General features: G+C 60.2%; 16 protein-coding genes and 1 tRNA gene. 10 read left to right on the forward strand and 7 right to left on the reverse strand.

The window, feature by feature from the left end:
- Positions 1-74 precede the first annotated feature (74 nt).
- The 7 genes from IEW18_RS06745 to IEW18_RS06775 all read left to right on the forward strand — a co-directional run bounded on the left by IEW18_RS06745 (position 75) and on the right by IEW18_RS06775 (position 14,349).
- A complete protein-coding gene (locus IEW18_RS06745) occupies positions 75-509 on the forward strand; it encodes a carboxypeptidase-like regulatory domain-containing protein (RefSeq protein WP_188557067.1) in 435 nt (144 codons plus the stop codon).
- A gap of 227 nt (positions 510-736) precedes the next feature.
- Positions 737-3,472: a 4-alpha-glucanotransferase gene (locus IEW18_RS06750; protein ID WP_188557068.1), complete on the forward strand. Its 2,736-nt coding sequence runs from the start codon at positions 737-739 to the stop codon at positions 3,470-3,472.
- Positions 3,473-3,790: 318 nt separating this feature from the next.
- Positions 3,791-8,455: a T9SS type A sorting domain-containing protein gene (locus IEW18_RS06755; protein ID WP_188557069.1), complete on the forward strand. Its 4,665-nt coding sequence runs from the start codon at positions 3,791-3,793 to the stop codon at positions 8,453-8,455.
- A gap of 143 nt (positions 8,456-8,598) precedes the next feature.
- Positions 8,599-9,564, forward strand: a complete 966-nt coding sequence (locus tag IEW18_RS06760; protein ID WP_188557070.1) for an NAD(P)/FAD-dependent oxidoreductase — start codon at positions 8,599-8,601, stop codon at positions 9,562-9,564.
- 209 nt (positions 9,565-9,773) lie between these two features.
- Positions 9,774-12,287 carry a DUF5686 and carboxypeptidase-like regulatory domain-containing protein gene (locus IEW18_RS06765; protein ID WP_188557071.1) on the forward strand — a complete coding sequence of 838 codons (2,514 nt, stop codon included), beginning with the start codon at positions 9,774-9,776 and terminating at the stop codon, positions 12,285-12,287.
- A 159-nt stretch (positions 12,288-12,446) separates the two neighbouring features.
- A complete protein-coding gene (galK, locus tag IEW18_RS06770) occupies positions 12,447-13,616 on the forward strand; it encodes a galactokinase (RefSeq protein ID WP_188557072.1) in 1,170 nt (389 codons plus the stop codon).
- Positions 13,617-14,073: 457 nt separating this feature from the next.
- A complete protein-coding gene (locus tag IEW18_RS06775) occupies positions 14,074-14,349 on the forward strand; it encodes a hypothetical protein (RefSeq protein ID WP_188557073.1) in 276 nt (91 codons plus the stop codon).
- Positions 14,350-14,438: 89 nt separating this feature from the next.
- On the opposite strand, the gene IEW18_RS06780 is transcribed toward IEW18_RS06775, so the two are convergent.
- The 4 genes from IEW18_RS06780 to hemW all read right to left on the reverse strand — a co-directional run bounded on the left by IEW18_RS06780 (position 14,439) and on the right by hemW (position 17,994).
- On the reverse strand, positions 14,439-15,206 hold the full coding sequence (locus IEW18_RS06780) for a cyclase family protein (RefSeq protein WP_188557074.1): 768 nt from the start codon (positions 15,204-15,206) through the stop codon (positions 14,439-14,441).
- Positions 15,207-15,395: 189 nt separating this feature from the next.
- Positions 15,396-16,064 carry an alpha/beta fold hydrolase gene (locus IEW18_RS06785; RefSeq protein ID WP_188557075.1) on the reverse strand — a complete coding sequence of 223 codons (669 nt, stop codon included), beginning with the start codon at positions 16,062-16,064 and terminating at the stop codon, positions 15,396-15,398.
- 121 nt (positions 16,065-16,185) lie between these two features.
- A complete protein-coding gene (locus tag IEW18_RS06790; RefSeq protein WP_188557076.1) occupies positions 16,186-16,677 on the reverse strand; it encodes a hypothetical protein in 492 nt (163 codons plus the stop codon).
- Positions 16,678-16,860: 183 nt separating this feature from the next.
- Complete coding sequence (gene hemW / locus IEW18_RS06795; protein ID WP_188557077.1) at positions 16,861-17,994, reverse strand: radical SAM family heme chaperone HemW; 1,134 nt, start codon at positions 17,992-17,994, stop codon at positions 16,861-16,863.
- Positions 17,995-18,300: 306 nt separating this feature from the next.
- On the opposite strand from hemW, the gene IEW18_RS06800 reads away from it, so the two are divergent.
- Complete coding sequence (locus tag IEW18_RS06800) at positions 18,301-20,169, forward strand: BamA/TamA family outer membrane protein (RefSeq protein ID WP_188557078.1); 1,869 nt, start codon at positions 18,301-18,303, stop codon at positions 20,167-20,169.
- Positions 20,170-20,395: 226 nt separating this feature from the next.
- Here the strand turns inward: IEW18_RS06800 and IEW18_RS06805 are convergent, their stop codons facing one another.
- The gene (locus IEW18_RS06805) at positions 20,396-21,556 is read right to left on the reverse strand and encodes an alpha/beta hydrolase (RefSeq protein WP_188557079.1); all 1,161 of its coding nucleotides are present in this window, start codon (positions 21,554-21,556) and stop codon (positions 20,396-20,398) included.
- A 222-nt stretch (positions 21,557-21,778) separates the two neighbouring features.
- Between IEW18_RS06805 and IEW18_RS06810 the strand changes: the two genes are divergently transcribed.
- Positions 21,779-21,851: transfer RNA gene (locus IEW18_RS06810), tRNA-Met, on the forward strand.
- A 431-nt stretch (positions 21,852-22,282) separates the two neighbouring features.
- On the opposite strand, the gene rpmA is transcribed toward IEW18_RS06810, so the two are convergent.
- Positions 22,283-22,600 (reverse strand): 50S ribosomal protein L27, encoded by a 318-nt coding sequence (gene rpmA, locus IEW18_RS06815; RefSeq protein WP_188557080.1) that lies wholly within the window; start codon positions 22,598-22,600, stop codon positions 22,283-22,285.
- A gap of 102 nt (positions 22,601-22,702) precedes the next feature.
- Entirely contained in the window at positions 22,703-23,008 is a 306-nt protein-coding gene (gene rplU / locus IEW18_RS06820) for a 50S ribosomal protein L21 (RefSeq protein WP_188557081.1), read from the reverse strand.
- A gap of 466 nt (positions 23,009-23,474) precedes the next feature.
- On the opposite strand from rplU, the gene IEW18_RS06825 reads away from it, so the two are divergent.
- The gene (locus IEW18_RS06825) at positions 23,475-24,437 is read left to right on the forward strand and encodes a ribonucleoside-diphosphate reductase small subunit (RefSeq protein WP_188557082.1); all 963 of its coding nucleotides are present in this window, start codon (positions 23,475-23,477) and stop codon (positions 24,435-24,437) included.
- The last annotated feature ends 98 nt before the right edge of the window (positions 24,438-24,535 follow it).

Genomic DNA, 24,535 nt, shown 5'->3' on the forward strand with positions numbered 1-24,535 from the left:
GGCTGGCCGGAAACCTTGTACTTTCCAATCCAGGATTGTAGGTTCTTCTGTTTCGCCCTTCCACGTTCACGCCGTTGCTCTTCTCTGCCCACTCCTACCCCCGAATCATCAGTTTCTGTCGACGGGCCTTTGGATTAGTGGCGCTGGTTTCAGGGGTTTCCCTGACCCCGGCCGCTGCCCAGTCGGCCCCCGGCTCGCCTACGACTTCCGCCGCGCGCACCGTCTCCTTCACCGGGGCCGTGTTCAGCGACAGTGGACACCCCCTGGCCGGGGCCACCGTTACAGTAGTAGGCCGGGCAGCCAGCACCGTAACTACTAATTCCGAGGGCTTCTTTATAATGCCACTAGTGGCAGGGCAGCCCGTACGCTTTCTGGTAGCCTTCCCGGGCCACGCCCCGGAACAAGTGGAGTTGCGCGCCCCGGAAAAGGAGAAAAACTTGGTTGTCACGCTCCAGACTCAAACGGCCAAAGCCGGCCGTGGCCGCAGCAGCAAGCCCCGACGCAACTAGGGCGCAAGGCACCTTAAGCAGGCAGCGTCGGATTTTATTTTGCCGGATTGATGGGCCATTTTGTGGTCCCGGCTGGCAAGAAATCAACCAAGCATCAACCGTTCATCAACGAGGCATTAGCGGGCAGAAATCTGCCTGTAACTACCTTGTTACGGCTGCCCCAACGGCTTTTCATCAGCGCTTTAAGAGTTATCTTTCGGGCCCATTTCTAAGTAAATAAGTCCCCGATGATTCTTCGCTTTACGCTACCCTTCCGCACCACCTGGGGTCAGCGCCTGGTAGTCTGTGGCTCCCTACCCAGCTTGGGCCAGTGGAACCTCGACCACGCTCTGAACCTGCACTACCACCCCGATTCTGGCACCTGGGCGCAGGAAATCAGCGTGCCCGATGATCAGCTGGCTACGGTGGAGTACAAGTACCTGCTGCTGGACGAAGGCGACGGGGGCAAGCATTGGGAATGGGGCCCGAACCGCACCATTGGTTACGAGGCCGGCCGCTTTACGCGCGTAGTTCTGGAGGACTTCTGGCGGGCTCCGGCCCTACCCGAAAACGAGCTGCACACGGCCGCCTTCACCAAAGCCCTGATGCGGCGCCCCGGCCCGCCTACCCCGGCCGCACCGCTTCCCGGTTCGGCCGACTCCGTAGTGCGCTTCCAGCTCTCGGCCCCGCGCGTAGACTCCGACCACCTGCTGTGCGTGCTGGGTTCCGATCCGGCCCTGGGCAGCTGGGACGCCCAGCGCGCCGTTATCCTGTCCGATGCCGCCTACCCCACCTGGCGGGCCGAAGTAGCGCTGGCCCAGCCGGAGCAGACCACCCGCTACAAGTACGGTATCTGGGACCCGCGCGAGCAGAAAATCGTGCACCTGGAGGCCGGCGAGGACCGCCTGATTTACGCCGCCGAGGACAAGCGCACCCTGCGGGTGAAGGCCGATGACCAGTTTCGCTACCCTACCGGCAACTGGCGCGGGGCGGGTGTGGCCCTGCCCGTGTTTGCCCTGCGCAGCCGCCGCGGCCTGGGCGTAGGCGAGTTTCCCGACCTGAAGCTGCTGGTTGACTGGGCCGTAGCCACCGGCCTGAAGCTGGTGCAGGTGCTGCCCATCAACGACACCGTGGCCACCCACACCTGGGTGGATAGCTACCCCTACGCCGCCATTTCGGTTTTTGCCCTGCACCCCCAGTACCTGAACCTGGAAGCCATTGCCGAGCTGCAGGACGCGGCGGCCCGCCAGGAGCTAGACCAGCTGCGCGAGGAGCTGAACGCCAAGGACTTCGTGGATTACGAGCCCGTGATGAACGCCAAGTGGAAGTTCATCAAGCAGCTGTATCAGCAGGAGAAAACGCGCTTTTTGGCCGATGCCGGTTACCGGCAGTTCCGCCAAGAGCAGCAGGCCTGGTTGGTACCCTACGCGGCCTTCTCGGGCCTGCGCGACCGGTTCAACACCGCCGATTTTTCGCAGTGGCCCGAGGAGTTTCGCACCCCGGCCCAGGTAGCCGAGCTAACCCGCGAAGACAGTGCCGGCTTTGATGAGTTCGGCATTCACTTCTTTACCCAGTATTACCTTGATAAGCAGCTGCGTGAGGCCGTAGACTACGCCCGCCAGCACGGGGTAGTGGTGAAGGGCGACCTGCCCATTGGCATCTACCGGCACTCCGTGGATGCCTGGACCCAGCCCGAGCTCTACCACATGCACCAGCAGGCCGGCGCCCCCCCGGACGATTTCTCGGTGACGGGCCAAAACTGGCGCTTCCCGACCTACAACTGGGAGCGGATGGCTGAGGATGGCTACCAGTGGTGGCAGCAGCGCATGGGCCACCTGGCCCGCTACTTCGACGCCCTGCGCATAGACCACATTCTGGGCTTCTTCCGCATCTGGGAGATTCCCGGCCACTCGGTGGAGGGCCTGCTGGGCCACTTTTCGCCCGCCTTGCCGCTGCACCAGCACGAGATTGAGCAGCGCATCGGCTGGTTTGATTATGGCCGCCTGTGCGAGCCATACATCCGCTGGCATGTGCTCCAGGAAACCTTCCACGGGCAGGCGCAGGCCGTGTTCGATGAGTTCATGGAAGACGCCGGCCACGGCGCCATTCGCCTAAAGGAATTTGTGCGCACTCAGCGGCAGGTAGAGGCTGTCATCAGCGAAAAAGTGCAGCAGGACCCGGCTAACACCGACCACTACACCTGGCTGCGCACCGGCCTGTACCGGCTTATCAACGAGGTGCTGTTCGTGCCCGACGACCAGCAGGCCGGCTTCTACCACCCTCGCATTACCCTGCACCTGAGCCGCTCGTTCCGGGAGCTGGACGAGCAGACGCGCCCGCGCCTGCAGGAGCTGTACTTCGACTTCTTCTACCGCCGCCACGAGGATTTCTGGCGCCGGCAGGGCCTGGTAAAGCTCCCCGCCGTACGCTGGGCCACCGACATGCTGATTTGCGGCGAAGACCTGGGCATGGTGCCGGAGTCGGTGCCTGGCGTGATGAAAGCCTTAGGCATTCTGGGCCTGAACATTCAGCGGATGCCTTCAGACCCGAGCGTGGAGTTCGGCAACCCGGCCGTGGCCCCTTACCTGTCGGTGGTAAGCCCCGGCTCCCACGACATGAGTACGGTGCGCGGTTGGTGGGAAGAAGACCGGGAGAAAACCCAGCGCTTCTTCGAGCATCTGCTGGGGCACTGGGGCCAGCAAGCCCCGCAGTACTGCGAGCCGTGGGTAGCTCGCGAAATCACGGAGCAGCACCTGCACTCTCCCGCCATGTGGGCCATCTTCCCCCTGCAGGATTTGCTAGCCATGAATGAGCAACTACGCCGACGGGACCCACTAGCCGAACAAATTAACGTACCGGCTAACCCGACCCATTTTTGGAAATACCGGCTGCATATAGCCTTGGAAGATTTATTGAATGAAACATGCTTGACGGATGAGTTGCGCCAGCTTGTTGAGCGAAGTGTCCGTTGCCAGGTGTACTAAATTTGATGGTATAACGCTTTTTTTACTGAAGCTCCGCTGTATAGCGGAGCTTTTTTTATTTCTATAATATCTAATAAATCCAATCAACTACCTACCTTCGTACTGGTTTGCGGCTTCTCCAAAAGTTGGATAAACACTTCCTGATATAAGAATTTCATCCTTCCTCTGACTACTCAAAAGAGAATGTTTACCGAGGGATATCTGCAATTGAGCGAATAGTGCTGAAGGAGGCCCATGCTGCTAAGTAGTTTCGTTCTTCACCGCTAGCGTTCAGCTAGCTACTGCCCGATTTCAAAACCTTCCATACATACTTTTTGCATGAAAACATCCTTACGATTTGCACTTCTGCTAGTCGGATGGGGCGGACTCAGTAGGTCAGCTGCGCTAGCGCAGACCTGCAACCAAACCACTACCTTCGACTACACTACCGTAGCCGACGGGGACCGGAAAACCGGTTCTGACCAGCTGAACAGCGGCACCTCCGTAACGTATAGCGGCTACACGGGCACGAACACGGGTACCGGTGTTAATACCTTCGCGGTAGGGGTCAACAACGTTTTAGGTACCGGTAAATATCTGGTATGGCAGCGTAACGTAGTTGGTGGCGATGCTTCCGCCGACGTAGCCTCCGTGGTGCTGACCTTTAACCGGCCCGTAAGCAACCTGACGCTCCGGGCAACCGACCTGGACAAGGACGTGACCAATGGCAGCTTCATTGACCGCATGACCTTTGATGCGTACAGCTCGGCCACCAGCACAACGCCCCTAGCGCTTGGCACAAGTAACTTTGGCGGCCCGGGTATTAATAACAATATCAACCGGTTTGTAGGCACGGGCAGTGGGGCCACGGCTACCTCCGACCCAGCTTTTAAAGCTAATGCCGTAACTGGTATTGCTACCAGCACGGCAGCGGCCACCGGCGACGTTATTATCAGCTTCCCGAGCCCCGTACAGCGCGTAGTTATTACCTACGAAAACATTGCTCCTGCTGCCGCTACGGCCACTACGGACCGTACGCACACCATGGGCTTCCAGATCATCACGTTCTGTGACCAGGCCGATGTGTATGCCCGCTTTACGAGTGGCGCTACTTCGGCCCTGCCGGGCTCTACCCAGACTTATACGGTTCAGTTTGGCAACAACGGCCCGGACAACTCGGCCGTTACGACGCGCACGGTGACTATTCCGGCTGGCGCTACGGTAACGAACACGGGCGGTGGTACCCTGAGCGGTAACACGATCAACTTTGGCACCACTGCAGTAGCTGCTGGCACGAGCCAGTCGTTTACTTACAGCTACACGCTGCCTACTGCACCGGGCGTATTCAACGCCGTAAATACGGTAGCAACTACTACGGGCGCCAACCAGGAAGGGGCTACGGCCAACGACTCGCAGACGCTGACGACGGTAGTAACCCCGGTTACCGACATCCGCACGACTCTTAGCGGTCCGGTTGCTGCTACGCAGGGCAACTTGGTTACGCTTAACGTTACAACCTCCAACATTGGGGCAGCGGCCACGGCCAACGTAGTCCAGACCGTGCAGCTAGTGAGCGGCCTGAAGAACGTATACGTGTCGAACAATGGTAGCTACGATAGCTCCAATGGCCTGGTAACTTTCCTGAACCTACCTACCCTGGCCGCTGGCCAGACGGTAGCTAATACCGTCAGCTTCTCGGCTCCGGCTACTTCGTTTGCCCCCACGGCTTCGGTAACGCCGAACACAGCTGCTACCGGCGACTCTAACCCGGCTAACAACAGCGCTACTCTGAACGGGGCTACGGCTCCGGCTAACATCACCATTACGCCCACTACCTCCTCCACGCCGGTTGCCAACCTGTACACCACCATTACGCCCTCGGCGCAGACGGTGAACCCGAACGGCAGCGTCACGCTGACGGTCGTAACCGGTAACGACGGCCCCAACCCGGCTTCGAGTGTGGTGCAAACGGTACAGCTTGTGCCCGGCCTTACGGCTGGTGCGCTTGCCATCAATGGCGCTTCCTCCAACGGCACGGGTACCAACACCCTGCTGTTTGGTAACGGCATCTCCTACAACACGGTGACTGGCCTGGTAACCTTCAATACCATCAACACACTGGCTAGCGGCGAGAAGCAGACCAACACCATTGCGCTTACCATGCCTGCCACGGTGGGTGGTCAGTTGCTGGCCACGGCCTTTGTAAGCTCCACCACGACCACGGCCAGCCAGATTACGACGGATCCGGTTGCAGGCAATAACGTTTCCTCGACCAAAGTAACCGTATTGCCCACGGCTGATCTGGCCGCTACCATCACGGGTCCCGCTTCCGTAACCATTGGCAGCCCCGTTACCTACACGGCATTCTATACCAACAATGGCCCCGGTACGGCTATCAACCGCACGCCTACCCTGCAGCTGCCCGCCGGCCTGACGGGCGTAACTCTGAGCGCCGGTACTTACAACGCTACTACCGGTTTGGTGACCTTCCCGACCGTTGCCAGCAGCTTGGCTGGTGAGTCGCAGTTCTTCACGGTTAGCTTCACTCCTGCCACCACGGGCAACTACACCGCTACTGCTTACACAGGCAGCAGCACCCCCGACCCCGTTTCCGGCAACAATTCGGCGAAGGTTACGACTACTGTTAATGCTTCGGCTGATCTGACGGTTACTCTGAGCGGCCCGGCTACCGTGGCTTCGGGCGGAGCGGTAACGTACGTTGCCGAGACGACCAACAACGGTCCTTCTACGGCAGGTACCGTAACAACCACTATTCAGCTGCCCACGGGCTTGGCTACTGCTGACGTGAGCAGCCCAGATGGTACGTATGATGCCACTACGGGTCTGGTTACCTTCACGAACACCAATCTGGCTAATGGAGCTGTTGCAAGCAACTACGTTACGTTCAAGAACCCACGTGCTTCGGGCACCAACTTGTCGAGCACGGCAGTAGTTAGCAGCACTACTCCTGACCCAGTAGCTGGTAACAATACTTCCGCAGCGGTTGTAACGGCTACTGGTTCTGCTACTGCTGCTTACGTTCTCAGTGCAGCTTTGACTCCGGCTACTTCAACCGTAGCACCCGGTGCACCCGTGAGCTTCACCGCTACTTTCACGAACGGTTCAGGCAACGATGCTGCAACGCTAGTAGAGCGGATATACCTCGCCCCTGGCACGGTAGTAACCAATATCAGTGGTCAGGGTAATGCAACGGGCAGCTACAATCAGGCCACGGGCATCCTTACCTTCAACACCACTGCTATAGCCAAAAACAAAAATGAGGTTTTCACCTTTACGGTAACGGCGCCTAGCACTGGTTCACTAAAGCTTTTTGCTGCTATTTCTTCGGCTAACCCGGAGGCGGCTATTAACGACAACGTGGCCACCGCTACCATCAACGTTACTCAGCCCGCTGCTCCTAACACCTACGATGAAGTAACTTCCATCAGCGGTCCGGCTGCGGCCCTGCCCGGTGCTACTCTCACGTATACGGTGCAGACGCTGAACAACGGCCCGGCCAATTCTCAGGCGGTTACCCAGACGGTTACCCTGCCGGCCGGCGTAACGGCTACCAACATTTCGGGCAGAGGTACCCAAACGGGCAACATCATTACCTTCCCCATTACTACGCCCCAAGCACCAGGTGCAGGTGCTGCTGTAGTAAATACCTTCACGGTGACCATGCCGGCTTCGGGCTCCCTCTCCATTACGGCTAACGTAACGGCGGTTGATGAATCGAACACGGGCAACAACAGCTCTACCGTCATTACCACCCAGATTAACCAGGCGCCGGTTGCGGCCAGCATCATTAACAAGCTGCAAGCGCCAGAGGGGAACACGGCCGGGGCGCTGCCCATCTCCCAGCTGCTGGCCGCGGACCCGGACGGCACGGTGGCTTCCTACACCATCGTCACGATTCCGGATGCGGCCACGCAGGGCGTGCTGCGCCTGAATGGCGCAACGGTAACAGTGAACACTCCGGTGGCCGTGGGCGACATCGCCAAGCTCACCTTTGACCCCGTGAGCTCCTTTGTGGGCAACGTGTTCTTCACCTACTCAGCTACCGACAACGCCGGGGCCGTATCCGTGCCCACCCTCTACACCATTGCCGTGGGCCAGGACCTGAACTCGGTCTACACCAACGCCCCAGTCAAAGGCTTCGGCATTGCCGCCTACCAGAACGGGGACTTGATTAGCAGCGTGCTGGACGTGAACGGGGCCGACTACACCGCCTCGGCCCAGCTCCAGGATGCGGGCGTGCGCTCAGCCGTGCTGGCGGCCGGCAGCAACCCGATGCCCGCGGGCACGACCCTGGACGCGGTGACCGGTGCTATTACCGTCTCCAACCGCCTGCAGCTGGTGGCCGGCACCTACACGGTGACCATCACCACGGTCGATGAGTTTGGCGGCACCACCACCCAGCCCGTGACCTTCACCATTGGGGCCGGACCGCTGCCGGTCACGCTGGTCAGCTTCACGGCCCAGGCCCAGGGCCAGGATGCCAAACTGGTGTGGCGCACGAGCCAGGAGCTCCACAACGAGCACTTCGTGGTGGAGCGCAGCCTCGACGGCACGCGCTTCGAGGCCATCGGCTCCGTAAAGGGCCACGGCACTACTGCTACGGCCCACACCTACAGCTTCGTGGATGCCAAGGCAGGTAGCAAAGCCCAGGGCACGGTCTACTACCGCTTGCGTCAGGTCGATACCGATGGCACGGCCTCGCTCACGCAAGTGCAGCTGGTGCGCTTTGCTGCCGCTACGGAGGTAATGGTGTTCCCGAACCCAACTTCGGAAGCTACTACTACTCGTCTGAACCTCTCCACGCTGGCTGCAGGTACCTACCAGGTCACCGTAACCGACCTGGCCGGTCGCACCGTGCGGACTTTCTCGCAGCAAGGCGGCAGCACGGAGGTTATCAACCTGCATGGCCTGCCCCAGGGTAGCTTCTTAATCACTATCAAAGGCAACGGCCAGAGCTTCACGAAGCGCTTGGTGAAAGAATAGCCTAGCTTCACACGGAAGCCTTAAAAAAAGCCTCTTCCCCGCTGGGAAGAGGCTTTTTGCTTGTGGTTAGGGAAGTAGCAGCTGGCTCAACCTAACTTCTGCCTGGTATTCCTGGTATAGGCAAACGGAAAAACCTGTCAACTATGCCTACTCCTCGTGCTCCCCGCCACCGCCCGCTTGCCCAGCCGCTCACCGATGTTGACGTTGCCATTATAGGGGCGGGCAGTGCGGGCCTTAGCGCCGCTCTGGTGCTGGGCCGCTGCCTGCGCAAAGTAGTGGTGCTAGATGGTGGCTCCCCACGCAACACCGACTCGCCCGCGGTACAGGGCTTCTTCACCCGCGACGGAACCCGTCCCGCTGACTTGCTGCGCCTGGGTCGTGAGCAGCTGGCGCCGTATGCCACGGTCGAGATTCGGGAGGCCCGGGTATTGGAGGTGGCGGCCCACGAACAGTGGTTTGAGCTGACCCTGGAGGGTTCAACGGGCCGGAAGTCTACCCTGACGGCCCGCAAGGTGCTGCTGGCCACCGGGGTGGAGGACGAGCTACCCCCCATTGATGGCATGCGCGACCTGTGGGGCCGGGGGGTACTGCACTGCCCCTATTGCCACGGCTGGGAAGTGCGCGACCAGCCCCTGGCCGTGTACGGGCGGGCCAAAATGGTAACTGGGCTGGCGTTGCTGGTCAGCCGCTGGAGCAAGGACGTGGTGGCCTGCATCGACGGGCCGGGATTCCTGACCGAAAACGCCCGCCGCCGCCTGCGCCAGCAAAAAATTCAGGTGCGGGAAGAGCCGGTTATTCGCCTGGAAGGCACTCCTGCGGGCGAGCTGCAGCACATCGTGTTTGCGTCGGGGGAGAAGCTGGCGCGGACGGCCGTATTCGTGCACGCCCACCAGCACCAGCGCACTCCGCTGGCCGAAAAAATCGGCTGCCGACTCACTAGTAAGGGCGCCATCTGGGTAGACAAGAAGCAGCAAACCACCGTGCGGGGCCTGTACGCGGCCGGCGACACTACCCCCGGCACACAACAGGCTATTCTGGCGGCCGCCGAAGGTAGCGCCGCCGCCATTAGCATCAACGAAACCCTGACCAGGGAGGAATGTCCGAAGTAGTGCGGCACCCAGCAGGGCTGGCCGTGCTGCTTTTTTTCTGTGCTGCCTGAACTAGCCCCGGGGGCATCTGGCTTATAGCCGGGTGCCCTGTTGGTTCCGGTTGACTAGAAGACTAGGGGACAAGTTTCTGCGGGGCCTGCCTTTCATCAGCGACTAACCAGTATCTTGTTACCGAACCTGCGTCTAACTGCCCGTATACGCTCAGTAGTATGAAATTAGTGTCTTTGCTGCTCTGCCTGCTCCTGCTGGTGTCGGGGGCGCCGGTGGCCTGGGCCCAGCGGATACTGTTCAGCGGGCGGGTCACGGAGGCGGCTACGGGGCAGCCCGTGCCGTTTGCCTCGGTGTTTGTGCGCGGCACCAGCCAGGGCGCTACTGCCGACGACAACGGCCGCTATCAGCTCACCTTAACGGGGCCCGTGGACACGCTGGTGGCCTCCGCCATTGGCTTCGCGCCCCAGAAAAAGAAAGTGGCCGCCAGCCCCGACCGCCAGACCGTTAACTTCAGCCTGGGCAGCGGCAGCGTGTCGCTGGGCGAGGTGGTGGTGCGGCCCCGGGAAAACCCGGCCTATGATATTCTGCGCCGGGTGCAGCAGCACAAGCCCCAGAACGACAAGCGCTACCTCCGGGCTTTTGAGTTCGAGAGCTACAACCGCACCGAAGTAGCCCTCAACAACCTTCCCAGCCAACTCAGCCGCCGCAAGGTGCTGCGCCAGATGACCCAGGTAGCCGACAGCCTGGGCGTGGCCCGGGATGCCAATGGCAAGCCGGTGGTGCCCATTTTTGCCTCCGAGGTGTTGTCGCGCTTTTACCAGAACAACGAGCCCCTGCGCAAGCGCGAAGAAATTCGGCAGACCCAGATGCGGGGAGCGGCCCCGCGCGAGGGCTCCGTGGTGTCGCAGATCATGGGCTCCTCGTTTCAGGACTGGGACTTTTACCGCAACTGGCAGCAGCTGCTGGGCAAGGACTTCATCTCGCCTATTGCCGACGGCTGGAAGTTCACTTACGAGTATGAGCTGCAGGACTCAGTGATGCTGGGCCAGGACTTCTGCTACCAGCTTGGGGTAGTGCCCCGGCGCCCCCAGGACCTGGCTTTCACGGGGACCATCTGGATCAGCGCCTCTACCTACGCCCTGCGCAAACTAGACCTGGCCGTTAGCCCCGAGGCCAACCTCAACTTTGTGGAGCAGGTGCGGGTGTACCAGGAAATGACGCCTACCCCCGCGGGGGGCGAGCTACCCCGCCGCACGCGGGTGGTTATTGGCATCAAGCCAACCAAGGGCAGCACGGGGGTAGTGGCCCGCTTTGTCACGGTCAATTCCGGCTTTGTGGTGAATCAGCCCAAGCCCCTGCCCTTCTACGACCGGCCCCTGGAAACCCTGGCTTCGGCCTTCGAGGTGCCCAAGAACTTCTTCGAGCAGAACCGTCCCGACTCGCTGAGTCGGGAGGAGGCCGCAACCCTGCAAGTGCTGGACTCCGTGCGCCAGCTGCCGGCGGTTCGGTCCCTGCTGGAAGTGGCCGACGTGGCCGTGAACGGGTACTACCGGGCGGGCAAGGTGGATTTGGGACCGATTCTGACGGCGTACAGCTTTAACAGCATTGAAGGCCACCGCTTCCGGGTAGGGTTCCGGACGACGCCGGAGCTGAGCCGCGACTGGCTCTTGCGCACCTATCTGGCCTACGGCACCCGCGACGGGCGCTTCAAGTACGGCCTGCGGGTGCAGCGCGTGCTGGACCGCCGGCACTGGACGGTCGCCAACTTCGAGCACCGGCAGGACCTGGACCAGGTAGCCCTGCTCGACAACGACTACGCCCTGGAAAACCCGCTGTTTGAGGCGTCGGCCCGCCTGGGCGACATCAGCAGTAGCCGCCCCCTGCGCCGTAACCTGACCACGGTAGCCCTGCAATCGGACTTGTTTCGGGGGTTTACCCAGCGCGTACTGCTGCGCCACCAGCAGTTTCGGCCCCTGTATCCGTTTGCTTACTACACCCAGGAGCCGCGGCCCGGCGCCCCCACCAACGACCACTTCGACCTGTCGGAAATTGTGCTGGAGTCGCGCTACGCCCGCGACGAGGTGCTGGTAGAAAACAACCAGAACCGCCGCACGGCCATTGGGCTGAAGCGCTGGCCCGTATTCACGGTGCGCTACACGCTGGGGGTCGATAAAGTGCTGGGCTCCGACTTTCGCTACCACAAGCTCAACCTGCTCATCGACCAGAGCATCCGGCTGGGTCAGCTCGGCCGCACAGATTACCGCCTCGATGCGGGCTACATTCCCAGCACGGTGCCCTACCCGGTGCTCAAAACCCACCTCGGCAACCAGTCGCCGTTCTACAATGCGGGGGCCTTTAACCTGATGCGCTACTTTGAGTTCGTGAGTGACCAGTACGTGTCTTTCCGGGCCGAAAACCACTTCGAAGGCTTCCTGCTCAACTCCATTCCGGCCGTAAAGCAGCTGAACTGGCGGTTGGTAGCTACCGGCAACGTGCTGTGGGGCAGCGTGCGCGAAGCCAACCGGCGCATCATTCCGCAGGAAGACCCCGTGAACGGCGGGCCCCTACCCTCCTTCCGGCCCTTGGGCCGCCTGCCCTACGCGGAAGTGGGCTACGGAGTCGAGAATATCTTTAAAGTGGCCCGGGTAGATTTCCTGCACCGCCTTACCTACCGCAGCTCGCCCGGAGCCCGTACGTTTGGCGTCAAGGTGAGCTTCCAGTTCAAGCTCTAAAGCGCCGGCGTTCTGCTAATGCAAGGGCGTCGGCCAAGGGTATGCGGTTGAGCAGCGAAAGTTGGTCTTTTCTCGTACCACTACCCTACGCCGCGCGGCTATCCTACGTGCAGCCGGCGTCAACCTTTCCCCGCACTTCTACCTAAGCTGTTCGTTGTTATGCTCTTAGCCCCCACCATTGCCGCTTCTTTCCGCCACCATTTTCAGCACGAGCCGCTGCTGGTACGCGCGCCCGGTCGGGTAAACCTGATTGGGGAGCACACGGACTATAACCAGGGCTTCGTGTTGCCGGCGGCCGTCGACAAGGAAATTTGCTTTGCCGTGGGGCTTAATCAAACTGATACCATCCGGCTGGTAGCCCACGACTTGAACAAGACGTTTTCGGTGGCGGCGGCCAATGTGCAGCGCAGCAACACGTCCTGGGCCAACTACTTGCTGGGCGTGGTGGCGCAGTTTCAGCAGCGGGGCATTGCCGTGCCGGGCTTCGACTGCGTGTTCGGGGGCACCATCCCGATGGGGGCGGGCCTCTCGTCCTCGGCGGCGGTGGAGTGCGGGCTGGCCTATGCCCTGGACGCGCTGCTGCACACAAACCTGGACCGTATGACGCTGGCGCACCTGGCCCAGAAAGCCGAGCACGAGTTTGCCCTGGTGCAATGTGGCCTCATGGACCAGTTTGCCAGCTTGTTCGGGCAGGCCGGGCAGGTCGTGCGCCTGGACTGTCGCTCCCTGCAGTACGAGTACTTCCCCTTTGATACTCAGGCCGCCCAGGTCGTGCTCTGCAACTCCGGCGTGAAGCACTCGCTGGCCAGCTCCGAGTACAACCTGCGCCGCCAGGAGTGCGAGCAGGGCGTGGCCGTGCTGCACCGTCACTACCCCCACGTGCTGAGCCTGCGTGACGCTACCCTGCCGCAGGTGCAGGCCCACCGGGCCGAGCTCGGCGACGTGGTGTACCGGCGCTGCCGCTACGTGGTAGAGGAAAACGCGCGGGTAGAAGCGGCTTGTCAGCACCTGCTGGCCGGCGACCTGCGCGCCTTCGGCCGGGAAATGTACGCCTCCCACGCCGGGCTGCGCGACGACTACCAGGTCAGCTGCCGGGAGCTGGATGTGTTGGTGGCCACGGCCCAGCAGGCGCCCGGGGTGTTCGGGGCCCGCATGATGGGCGGCGGCTTCGGCGGCTGCACCATTAACCTGGTGGCGCCGGATCAGGTAGACTCCTTCATTGCCCACCAGACGGCCGCCTACCAGCAGCAGCTAGGCCTAGCCCTGGAAACCTACACGGCCACCATTGTAGCGGGCGTTAGCGCCCTAGAGCCGGTCATTGAATCGTAAGCACCCGCTTAGTGTAGCGTTGCCGCTCGTGTTCAGCGGGCTTAAGGGCTAGCCGAGCCGCTTGCTACCCGCTGGGGGTTACGGCAGCATTAACGAGCTAGTAACCTGAACAATAGGCGTCGAGCAGAGAAAAAGTACAGGGTTACCTCTGCTTTTTTACGGTAGTTTCTCGAGCTGAATTTCCCGGATTCACCTGGCTTTTTTGAGTGGATCAAAGAGCGGTTTGGATGATGGCAAGGTTCTGCGGCTCGGAGCTGTTTTTCAGCCGCGCCACAGAACAATCCGCGGGTGGTAGGCGTTGGATAGTACGCCTCGCGCTGGTAGCGGAACTCATTCGGAGCCCGTACCTTTGGGGGTATAAGAGCTGGCCGCTACGGCTCTCATTACTAAATAGCTCAGGCAGTTACCGTGTAATCGACACTGTCCAGGGGCCGTTTTTTCGCAGACTGATTTATCTATGCCTAAGTACGAAGTTGCCAACCTAACGCTGGCGGAAGCCACGCGCCACGCGCCCTTCATTGATTATGCCCGCTGCATTGACGCCGGCCAACGCCCCTACAACCACGTAGGCGACTGGCCCGAGGAAGGCCGCTTATATCCCGTGCGCGTAGTTGACTCGCGGACGGAAGGTATGCCCTTGGTGCACGTGCTCGGCTTTGAAGGCGAAGCTCCTTACTACAACGCCTACGGCCCGCACCGCTTCGAAATGCTGCTGACCGTGTGGCTGAACTAACCTTTGTTTTTTCAAAACGCGAAACGGCTCCTGCTACTCCAGCAGGAGCCGTTTCGCGTTTTGGACAGTCGGCCAACAGACCCAGCAACCTAGCGCAGGGCGTAGAGAATGGGTTTGCTGGGGCTGGCATCCAGCTCTAGGCTCGTGACCTGCAGGTTCAGCAAGTACAGGCCATCTTCCAGCTCGTCGGGCACAAAAATCAGCTCCGTGATGGTAGCCGTGGTGCGCGGGGCATGCGGATACTGCCAGAAGGCGTGGTGGGCCAGCAGCTGCCCGCCGTCTTCCTCCCGGTCTACGCTGGGCAGATCCAGGAGCAGATGCTCCACATATTGTTCGGCCAGATACTCGGCTAGGGCGGGCTCCAGGTAGGTAGGGTTGGTGCCGGAATACTGGCGGGTGCGCTTGCTTTTGTGGTTGGGCAGGGTGCGCAGAATTACCGCTTCGGGCCGGACTGCGGCATCGGGGCCACTCTCTAGTTCCCGGCGCACGTCCTCTAGCAGCACCACCTCGTCGCCGTTGGTTTGGGGCCGGGGCTGCATCGACACCAGCCGGGCCACGAACAGGAAGCGGCGCAGGCAGCGGTTCAGCGTGGCCCTAGGGTCGGGGGAAATGTGGCCGTAGCACTCCGTGTGCGTGCCGTTGCCGTGGGGCGTGAGGTGTACCCGCTTGTAGTTGGTACTGCCCCCTGCCGTTACACTGCCCACAAAATTCCCAACCCGAATCACGTCAAACGCCACTGGCTCGGCCCAAAAGCAGTTTACCTGCTGCTCGCCCGGGGCTAATGGCAGGGAAATATCCAGGGGCGCCGCCGGATCAAAAGCGAACGAATGGCCGTGGTAAGGGTAAGTAGCAAGCATGAAGGAAAATAATAAAGTGAGCAGGAATGCAGCTAAAAGCTGGTCACCTTCCCGTTGTCGTTCCCAGTGCAGCGCGGAAGCTAAGTCAAGCCGTTGAATGACTACCCCAGACTCTGCGCTGCACTCACAATAACAACGGGAAGGTGGTTTTTCAGCTACCGCCAGCGGGCCAAGGGAGAGGGGCAAAGCTCAGCCGATGGGCGGGCTTGCGCTTTTGTTCTTGTCCTGCAACCGGTTCAGAATGCGGCTGATTTCCTCGGCGTGACTGAGCACCATGAAATGCCCGCCGCCCCGAATCAGGTACTCCACGGGGGTAGGGCCGGGCGGGAATACCCGGTCGTGGGTGCCCAGAATCTGGACGCTGCGCCCAACGTGGGTACTGTCCCAGTGTAGCAGGCGGTGGATGGCCCAGCGGGTGTACACGGGCTCCATGTCGCGCAGAATCTGCTTGAACAGGCGGTACTCCTCCCCGTTTCTTACCCCGAAATACCACTGCCCGGCCCGCGGAAACAGCTTCAGCCACTGCGGCGGAAACAGCCGGTACACCCGCGTTGCCCGAATCAGGCGCAAGAGCGGGGGCAGGCAGCTGGCATCGGGAATACTGCTGATGAGCACCGTGCGCAGCCGGGGCCGCAACCGATTGATTTCCAGCCCCACCACGCCACCAAAAGAAACTCCTACCAGCAGCCCTTCTGCTGCCAGTGGAATGCCAGCGGCCATGCGGGCCGCGTAAGCGGGCAGGGTTTCATTGGGCTCCGGCGTGGGCCAGAGCAGCACCTGCTTAGGGCCGTGCAAGAGCGGCAGCAAATTTCGGAACACCCGCTCGTCGGCCCCCAGCCCAGGCAGAAGATAGAACATGAAGTGAGGTTGGTGAGGTGGGAAACAGAGAGTCGGTGACTAAGTGACTGAGTGAGTTTCCTGTTTGAATTGTGCCAATGCCATGGAAAACTCACTTAGTCACTCAGTTACCGTTTCACCGCTACGGCTCTACGCGCAGGAACACGCCTTCCAGGTAGAAGATATTATGGGGCTGGCCGGCTTCGTACTCGGCGGCCTCCTCGCTCTCGGCGTCCATGCTGATGTCGAAGGTTTCCTCTTCCTCACCTTCTTCGCCTTCCTCGAAGGGCTCATCGGCGGGGTAGGTGCAGGAGAGCTTCAGGGCCACGTTGGGCAGGGGCACGGGCGGATCGGCGTCGGTGGTGTACTCCAGCAGGCAGGGCCACTCGTGCACGGTAGCCAGGGCATCGGCTACGTCTTCCTGCAGGGCTTCGGCCCGGGCGCCGGCCAGGCGCAGCAACAGGTCAAGCTGCTGGAAAGGAAGTCCCAAATGGAAAAAGTGGGACTCCTGGTCGAAGTACGTGGTAGCCCAGATGGTAACGTCGTCGGAGTTATCAAACACAATGGCTGTTATCTGCACCTGTTCGATAAAGAAATCCGTGTCGTCGGCCAGGGCATCAATCAGTCTTCTCATAATCACGGGGTTATACAAAGGCAGCCACCGATCCGGGAGCGAACAGCACGCAGGCGGCACCGGACGGCGGCAAACCAGTCACTGTAAAAAGAGTGGGTAGGACGGGAAATTAGCAGATTTCCGGCCGGAGTGTATCACTCATGCTTCTACTTCCTCACTTTCCTCACGCGGCCACGGGCGGCCCTACCCCTGAAACAGCTCCAGGGTAATGTGGTCGGCCAGAAGCTTGCCGGCATCGGTCAGGCGCAGCACGTTGCTGGTTAGCGTGGCCAGGCCAGTAGTTTGCAGCTCCTGTAGGTAGCCGGCACGCTGCCGGAGCAGGTCAACGCCCAGCGCCTCGCGCAGGTAGGCCAGGTCGCAGCCCTGGGTTGTGCGCAGGCTGGTCATCAGGTACTCGTTGGCGCGGTCCTGGGGGCTGAGCGTTTCCACGGTGGCAGGCACCTGGCCAGTCTCCAGCACGGCCGCTACGTACTGCGGATTATTAGCCACCGTGTACTGCCGACTGTGGCCGTTAAAGGAGTGGGCGCTTGGTCCCAGCCCCAGGTACGGCACCCCGCGCCAGTAGGCGGAGTTGTGGCGCGACTCGCGGCCGGGCCGGCAGAAGTTGCTGATTTCGTACTGCTGGTAGCCGTAGCGTTCCATTTCCACCAGCAGTAGTTCAAACTGCCGGGCCACGAACTCATCGGGCGGGGCTGCAAACTTGCCCTTCTTCAGCTGCCGCCCGAACACCGTATCCGGCTCAATGGTAAGGGCGTAGCAGGACAGGTGGGGCACGTTCAACGCAAAGGCCGCCGCCATATCCTCTTCCCACAGCGCATGGGTAGGCGAGGGCACCCCGTAAATCAGATCCACGGAAATATTCTCGAAGCCCGCATCCTGGGCCCGCAGCACGCCGGCCCTCGACTCCTGGGCTGAGTGGGCCCGGTTCATGAGGCGCAGGTGGGGCTCATGAAAGCTTTGCAGGCCGATGCTCAGCCGATTAATTGGTGAGGCGGCCAACTCCCGCACCTTGGCCGGGGTCAGGTCGTCGGGGTTGGCTTCCAAGGTAATTTCCGCATCCGCAGCCACCCGGAAATGCTGGTGAATGGCCGCGAAAATCGTGTCCAGCTCGGCCGCCGTCAGCAACGACGGAGTGCCGCCGCCGAAATAGATGGTGTTGAGCTCAGCGGCCGGCCCGAGGTAGTCCTGGCGCAGGGCCAGCTCCCGCGTCAGGGCTTCCACCAGGCGGCTCTTTAGGGCCATGGACGTGCTGAAGTGAAAGTCGCAGTAGTGGCAGGCTTGCTTGCAGAACGGAATATGAAGGTAGAGACCAGACATGAACGAGAAACGAAACCCACCGGAGGCGGCTACCTCCCCGCCCCTAACGGTAGTTAAGGCAGGCTGAGGTAATAAGCGGTGGTGGGATGAAAACAGGGCGGCGGGCGGTGGGCGTTCCATTCCGGCAGCCAGGCCGCTGGCGAAGCTGGCTACCGGGCCGGCCCGCCAGATTATTCCGGGCAAGGAGTTGGGACGGACGCTGAAAGGCCACCGGAAAACCGCACGAAGTGCGGGGCTTCGGAACTAAGCCCGGGGCTGGCGTACTTTCGGGAAATTAAACGCGGCGTTTCGCGTTTCTGACTGCAAATGTACGCCCGCGTCTTCGTTTTCTGGCTGTTGCTCCTGGCTCTTGGGTCGGGCACGGGCGCGTGGGCCCAGCAGACGGCCCCACTCAACCCGGCCGCCCCCCCCCTGCATGCCGCGCCGCCAGCCCTGCTTCCCGACTCTGGCCGACGTGCGGCCTCCACCCCGCCCCTACCGCGCCCAGCCCGGCCAGTGACGCTACAGCTGCTGGTAGAGCCTGCCGACCGCCCCGTGGTGCGCCCCTACCGCTACCGCAGCCTTCTGCCCGATTCACTGGCCGCCCTGCGCGAGGTGCGTACCCTGGTGCTGGCCCTGCAGGCCGATGCCTACCTAACCGCCTCCGCCGATGAGCTCCGCTGGCACCACGATACGCTGCGCGTGCAGCTCTACGTGGGCGAGGAATTCCGCTGGGCCCGCCTGCGCAACGGCAACCTCGGCGACGGGCTGCTGACCCGGGCTGGCTACCGCGAAAAGCTGTTTTACGAGCAGCCGCTGCGGCCTCAGGAGTGGGCCAAGCTTCAGGAAAACATCCTGCACGAAGCGGAAAACCAGGGCTACCCCTTTGCCACCATTGGCCTCGATTCGGTGGCGCTGCGGGGGGCGGATGTGGAAGGCCGGGTAGTGCTGCGGCGCGGGCCCGCCATCGTGTTTGACTCCCTGCAGATTGTCGGCAAAAACAAAACCCGCGCCCGCTTCCTGACCAAATACCTGCAGATTGAGCCCAACCAGCCCTTCAGCCAGCAGCGCATCCAGGAAGCCGCCCGTCGCCTGCGCCAGCTGTCCTACCTGCGCCTGAAAGCCGAGCCGGAAGTGCGGTTTGCCCGCGGGCGGGCCCGGGTCTTTTTTCTGCTCGAAGACCGGACCTCCAACCAGTTTGATGCCATTGTGGGGGTGCTGCCCAACCCCAACCCCGGCATCGGCCAGAAACGCATCCAGGTTACCGGCGACGTGACCATTAACCTGCGCAACATTGGTGGGGGCGGCAAGGGAGTAGGCGTGCAGTGGCGCAAGCTCGATGTCACCTCCCAGCTCCTGGACGCGCAGTACGTGCATCCCGCTTTCTTCGGCACGCCGCTGGAGCTGGATGGCTCTTTCAACTTGCTAAAACAGAACGACTTGTTTCTGACCGCCCGGCCCCGCCTGCAGCTGGTATATCCCATGACCCAGGCCGGCCGGCTCGCCTTTTTTGTGGAGTGGCGCAGCTCCCGCCTGATTGATACGACCCTCAAACGAGCCACCGTACTACCCGAGAACATCGACTCCCGCTTCACTTCCTACGGCCTCGATTACTCCTGGAACACCCTCGACGACCCCTACTTTCCGCGGCGCGGCGTACTAGCCAGCGGGCAGGCCTCCATCGGCACCAAGCGCATCAGCAAAAATCCCGATGTCAATGAGGCCTTGTACGAAGGAGTGGCCTTGCGCTCTACCCAGGTCAGCTTGGGCGTTCGGGTAGAGCGGTACTTTCGGGTGGGGCAGGGCGGCGTGCTCCTGACGCGCCTGCGCGGCGAGGCCCTGGTTAACCAGCGCTTGTTTCTCAACGACCTGTTCCGGCTGGGCGGGCTGGCTACCCTGCGCGGCTTTAACGAGTTGAACTACTACGCCAGCCAGTACGCGGTAGGCACCGCCGAATTTCGCCAGTTCACGGGTCCCGATGCCTACGTGTTTCTGTTCGTGGACCAAGCCTACCTGCGCCGCGACCTGCCCACCAATCCACTCCCCCACGACACGCCCACGGGCCTCGGAGCCGGCCTAAGCTTCCGCACGGGGGCAGGCCAGTTCCAGTTCGTCTACGCCCTCGGCCGCGACCAGCAGCAGCGCTTCGCCCTGAATTCCGGCAAGATCCACTTCGGCATTACCAGCCGCTTCTAAGCTTCTCTTTTTCTTCGGGCATACTAAAAATATGGCCTTCATGGCAGCCTCGTGGGCGCCAGTAATGGGTACTTTGCGCACAGCTTAGCATATCCTTATCCTTTTGACGCAGAATAATTTCGGGTTAAGCCGTTGAGTTGGTTTACGCAAATCTGCTTTGCGTTGGAAAAACAAAAGCCCCTTCGCTGCACGCAGCAAAGGGGCTTTTGTTTTTAAGCTGACTTACTTATTGCAGAGCCTTTTTCAACTCGGCAGCGGCCAAGTCCTGAGCTTGACCTGCTTGGGGCACCACAGCAGCCATGCCGAAAAACTCGTGGGTCACACCGTCGTAATTCTGATACTTGGTGGGTACGCCTGCGGCTTTCAGCTTGTCAGCCAGCATGCTACCGTCGCTCATCAGCGGGTCGATTTCCGCCGTAATGATGGTAGTTGGCGGCAAGCCTTTCAGGTTGGCATTCACCAGGGAAATCATGGGGCTTTTGCCATCGGCGGCTCCACGCAGGTAGTTCTCGAAGAACCAGGCCATCATGGGCTTGTTCAGCGGCTTGGCCTGGGCATACTTCTGGTACGAAGGCGTGTTCAGGTCGTAACCGGCAATGGGGTACACCAGCACCTCGTGCTTGGGCAGCATCACTTTCTTGTCGCGGGCCATCATGCTCACGGTAGCGGCTAGGCCGCCCCCGGCGCTTTCGCCCACTACGGCTACCTTTTGCGGGTCGCCTTTAAAGGAAGCAGCGTTTTTCAGCACCCACTGGTAGGCGGCAAAGGAATCATTGTGGGCGGTAGGGTACTTGTGCTCGGGCCCCTGCCGGTAAGCTACCGACACGAAGATGGCACCGGTTTTTTCTACGAGGCCCCGCACCGAAGCGTCATAAGTATCGAGATTGGCAATTACCCAGCCCCCGCCGTGATAGTACACCACCACGGGCAGCGTACCCGTGGCGTTGCGGGGGGTATAAATCCGCACCTTCACGCCCGGCATCACCATGCGACTCATCGTGTCGGCCGTGACGGGTGGCGTAGGAATGTTATTGTCGCGCATTAGCTTCATCACCGCATCAGCGGGGGTAGGCTGCTGACGGGCCTCCTGAGCCGATAAGGTTTCGATAGGTTTGCCGCCCAAGCTAGCCAGGGTTTCCATAACGGCCTGCATTTCCGGCGCAATGGTAGGCGCCCACGCGGGTTTAGGCCCCGTTGGCTTTATCTGCCGGGGGCCTGCTGCGGCCGGGTCGGCAGTAGCCGAAGCCGTGCTCATTGAGTCAGTGGCCGTGGCCGACGCATTGGTTGCTTCAGTGGTTTGAGAAGAGTTGCAGGAAGCCAGCGCAACTCCGGCAGCCACTACTGGGGCAGCCCACCGCAGGGAGGGGAGAAAGGACAAAAGAGCCATTGTATAAGAGTAAGAGAAAGTAGAACAAAACAGATACCCACTACGGCTCAGTTCCTCCAAAGGACTGGATAACCCAAAATTCTGTACCTACATAGGAGCTACCACTCTTGCTGCGTAAAATTTTCTACTTGATTATCAGGCCAAAGGGCTTCCCCAGTGACTTATTATACTCCGTTAGCTGGCATATCCGAAAAACCCTAGTACATTTGTATTACCAAACAGTGCGGGGTGGAGCAGTTGGTAGCTCGTTGGGCTCATAACCCAAAGGTCACTGGTTCGAGTCCAGTCCCCGCTACCTAAAGCGTCCCGGTTGCCATCATGGCAGCCGGGACGCTTCTTTTTTGCCTACCCTCTGCTGTCCTCACAAAGAGCCGCCCACGCTTTACTCTGGCTACGGCTCTGAACTGCGGCCACATATACCCCCGGCCACTACCATAGCGCCCGGCTGGTATACCCTCAGTTGTACACCAGCTGCTCCTCCCTACGCAGCTTTAAGTGCTTTCCAAAGCCTTCCCTAAAGGGAGCTCATGCCAGACTATTAGGCTACAGTAAGCTTCCTGCTGCAGGTCAGTACTTACCATTGCGCATGCAACGGGTAAGTCGACGGACAATTCATCCAGCCCCAGATTAGTATACAAGACTACCAACTGCGGTTACCGCAATGCAAAAAGGGACAGCCCTTGCGGACAGTCCCCTTCGCTCAAAACTCCAGGTTAATCCTGAACGTTACGCGTTGTCGTGTGCTTCAGCCGAGGCCGGAGCCGAGGTGTGTACCTCTGCGGCTTCAACAGCACCGGGCAGTACCGATACAAACGAACGGTCTTTGCGGCCCTTGCGGAACTGCACCGTGCCGTCAATCATAGCGAACAAGGTGTGGTCTTTACCGATACCTACGTTCTGGCCGGGGTGGTGCTTGGTACCGCGCTGACGCACGATGATGTTGCCGGCAATGATGCTTTGCCCGCCGAAGATTTTCACGCCCAGACGCTTTGCTTCTGATTCGCGGCCGTTGTTGGAGCTACCTACGCCTTTCTTGTGTGCCATGGTATTTTAGAATTAGAAATTAAAAATGAGGAATTAAAAATTGTAGCCGGAGCACGCTCAGCGACCATTTTTAATTTTTAACTCTCAATTTTAATTGGCTTACTAGCCGATGCTGTTGATCAGTACTTTGGTGAACTGCTGACGGTGGCCGTTCAGCTTCTTGTAGCCCTTGCGGCGCTTCTTCTTGAATACAAGCACTTTGTCGCCCTTTACGTGAGCCAGGATAGTGCCGCTTACGGTCACGTCCAGCTCGGGGGCGCCAATGGTGAGGGTTCCGTTATCATCGGTCAGCAGGGCTTTGCCCAGCTCCACGGTGTCGCCGACGTTGCCAGCCAAACGGTGGGCGTATACAAATTTATTGGCTTCGACCTTGGTCTGCTTCCCGGCTATGTTGACAATTGCGTACATCGGCGTCTTCGCGGTTTCTGAAAAATGGAAGGCAAAAGTAGAAGGATCGTTTTACAAATCCAAACCCTAACTCACTAAACCTCATTGCTCCCGCAGAATAGCCGCCTGATCTTCTCTTATGCAGGAACGCGCCGGCGGGTACGCGAATAAAATTTTGTGGATAACTATAATTGTCCACAAGCCAAATGTGGATAACTTCTTGTGCGTGGGTCTCTTTGCTGAGTTCTACTCCGTGAATTTCAGAGACTTTACAACGGCCAGCAGCTTAGCGGCATACACAAAAATTAACACACAAAAAATGCCCAAGCACCACCGTCCCTCCCGGAAGAGGGGTTTATCTTTGGCTTCCTGACCCGCTGACTACCTGCCGGTGGCGGCCGAAACAAACCAGCGCGGGCCGAGTTAGCACCTCACTTGCCCAGACGGCTCGTCTGACACCCATTTATCCATTCTATTTCCTGTTGCCATGGAACCTCTGCTCACCGAGAACCCCAACCGCTTCGTCCTCTTCCCCATTCAGCACAACGATGTATGGCAGATGTACAAGAAGGCCGAGGCCTCTTTCTGGACAGCCGAGGAAATTGACCTGGGCCAGGACCAGAAAGACTGGGAAAACCTGAACGACGGGGAGCGGCACTTCATCTCGCACGTACTAGCCTTCTTTGCCGCCTCCGATGGCATCGTAAACGAAAACCTGGCCGTGAACTTCATGCAGGAAGTGCAAATGGCCGAGGCCCGCTGCTTCTATGGCTTTCAGGTGATGATGGAAAACATCCACTCGGAAACCTACTCCCTGCTGATTGACACCTACATCAAGGACCCCAAGCAGAAGGACCACCTCTTTAACGCCCTGGAAACGGTACCCTGCGTGAAGAAAAAGGGCGAGTGGGCCATCAAGTGGATTAACTCCGAGAATTTCACCGAGCGCCTGATTGCCTTTGCCGCCGTAGAAGGCATCTTCTTCTCCGGCTCGTTCTGCTCCATCTTCTGGCTGAAAAAGCGGGGCCTGATGCCCGGCCTGACGTTCAGCAACGAGCTGATTTCCCGCGACGAAGGCCTGCACTGCGACTTCGCCTGCCTGCTCTACAAAGACCACCTGCAAAACAAGCTGCCCGAGTCGCGCGTGCACGAAATCATCCGCGACGCCGTGCAGATTGAGCAGGAGTTCGTGACCGACGCCCTACCCGTTAACCTGATTGGCATGAACGCCCAGCTTATGTCGCAGTACATTGAGTTTGTAGCCGACCGCCTGCTCGACTCCCTGGGCTACAGCAAGATTTACGGCGCTACCAACCCCTTCGACTTCATGGAAATGATTTCGCTGCAGGGCAAAACCAACTTCTTCGAGAAGCGGGTAGGCGAGTACCAGAAAGCCGGCGTGCTGAGCGAGCGGACTTCCAATGCCTTCTCCCTCGACGAGGACTTTTAATCGGTAGCACACTGCAACCATGCGCAAGGGGTGTCAATCATACGATTGACACCCCTTGCTCGTTTATAGCAAACCTGCAATATTTAGGCCCTAAGCGA

The organism is Hymenobacter glacieicola (assembly GCF_014640315.1).
In the GTDB taxonomy this organism is placed as follows: Bacteria; Bacteroidota; Bacteroidia; order Cytophagales; family Hymenobacteraceae; genus Hymenobacter; species Hymenobacter glacieicola.

Excerpts from the sequence above, each read along its gene's own strand:
- IEW18_RS06775 (WP_188557073.1), top strand. The coding sequence starts at position 14,074 with ATGCCTAAGTACGAAGTTGCCAACCTAACGCTGGCGGAAGCCACGCGC.
- IEW18_RS06755 (WP_188557069.1), top strand. The coding sequence starts at position 3,791 with ATGAAAACATCCTTACGATTTGCACTTCTGCTAGTCGGATGGGGCGGA.
- rplU (WP_188557081.1), bottom strand. The coding sequence starts at position 23,008 with ATGTACGCAATTGTCAACATAGCCGGGAAGCAGACCAAGGTCGAAGCC.
- IEW18_RS06780 (WP_188557074.1), bottom strand. The coding sequence starts at position 15,206 with ATGCTTGCTACTTACCCTTACCACGGCCATTCGTTCGCTTTTGATCCG.
- rpmA (WP_188557080.1), bottom strand. The coding sequence starts at position 22,600 with ATGGCACACAAGAAAGGCGTAGGTAGCTCCAACAACGGCCGCGAATCA.
- IEW18_RS06760 (WP_188557070.1), top strand. The coding sequence starts at position 8,599 with ATGCCTACTCCTCGTGCTCCCCGCCACCGCCCGCTTGCCCAGCCGCTC.
- IEW18_RS06785 (WP_188557075.1), bottom strand. The coding sequence starts at position 16,064 with ATGTTCTATCTTCTGCCTGGGCTGGGGGCCGACGAGCGGGTGTTCCGA.
- IEW18_RS06750 (WP_188557068.1), top strand. The coding sequence starts at position 737 with ATGATTCTTCGCTTTACGCTACCCTTCCGCACCACCTGGGGTCAGCGC.
- IEW18_RS06765 (WP_188557071.1), top strand. The coding sequence starts at position 9,774 with ATGAAATTAGTGTCTTTGCTGCTCTGCCTGCTCCTGCTGGTGTCGGGG.
- IEW18_RS06800 (WP_188557078.1), top strand. The coding sequence starts at position 18,301 with ATGTACGCCCGCGTCTTCGTTTTCTGGCTGTTGCTCCTGGCTCTTGGG.
- hemW (WP_188557077.1), bottom strand. The coding sequence starts at position 17,994 with ATGTCTGGTCTCTACCTTCATATTCCGTTCTGCAAGCAAGCCTGCCAC.
- IEW18_RS06790 (WP_188557076.1), bottom strand. The coding sequence starts at position 16,677 with ATGAGAAGACTGATTGATGCCCTGGCCGACGACACGGATTTCTTTATC.
- galK (WP_188557072.1), top strand. The coding sequence starts at position 12,447 with ATGCTCTTAGCCCCCACCATTGCCGCTTCTTTCCGCCACCATTTTCAG.
- IEW18_RS06825 (WP_188557082.1), top strand. The coding sequence starts at position 23,475 with ATGGAACCTCTGCTCACCGAGAACCCCAACCGCTTCGTCCTCTTCCCC.
- IEW18_RS06805 (WP_188557079.1), bottom strand. The coding sequence starts at position 21,556 with ATGGCTCTTTTGTCCTTTCTCCCCTCCCTGCGGTGGGCTGCCCCAGTA.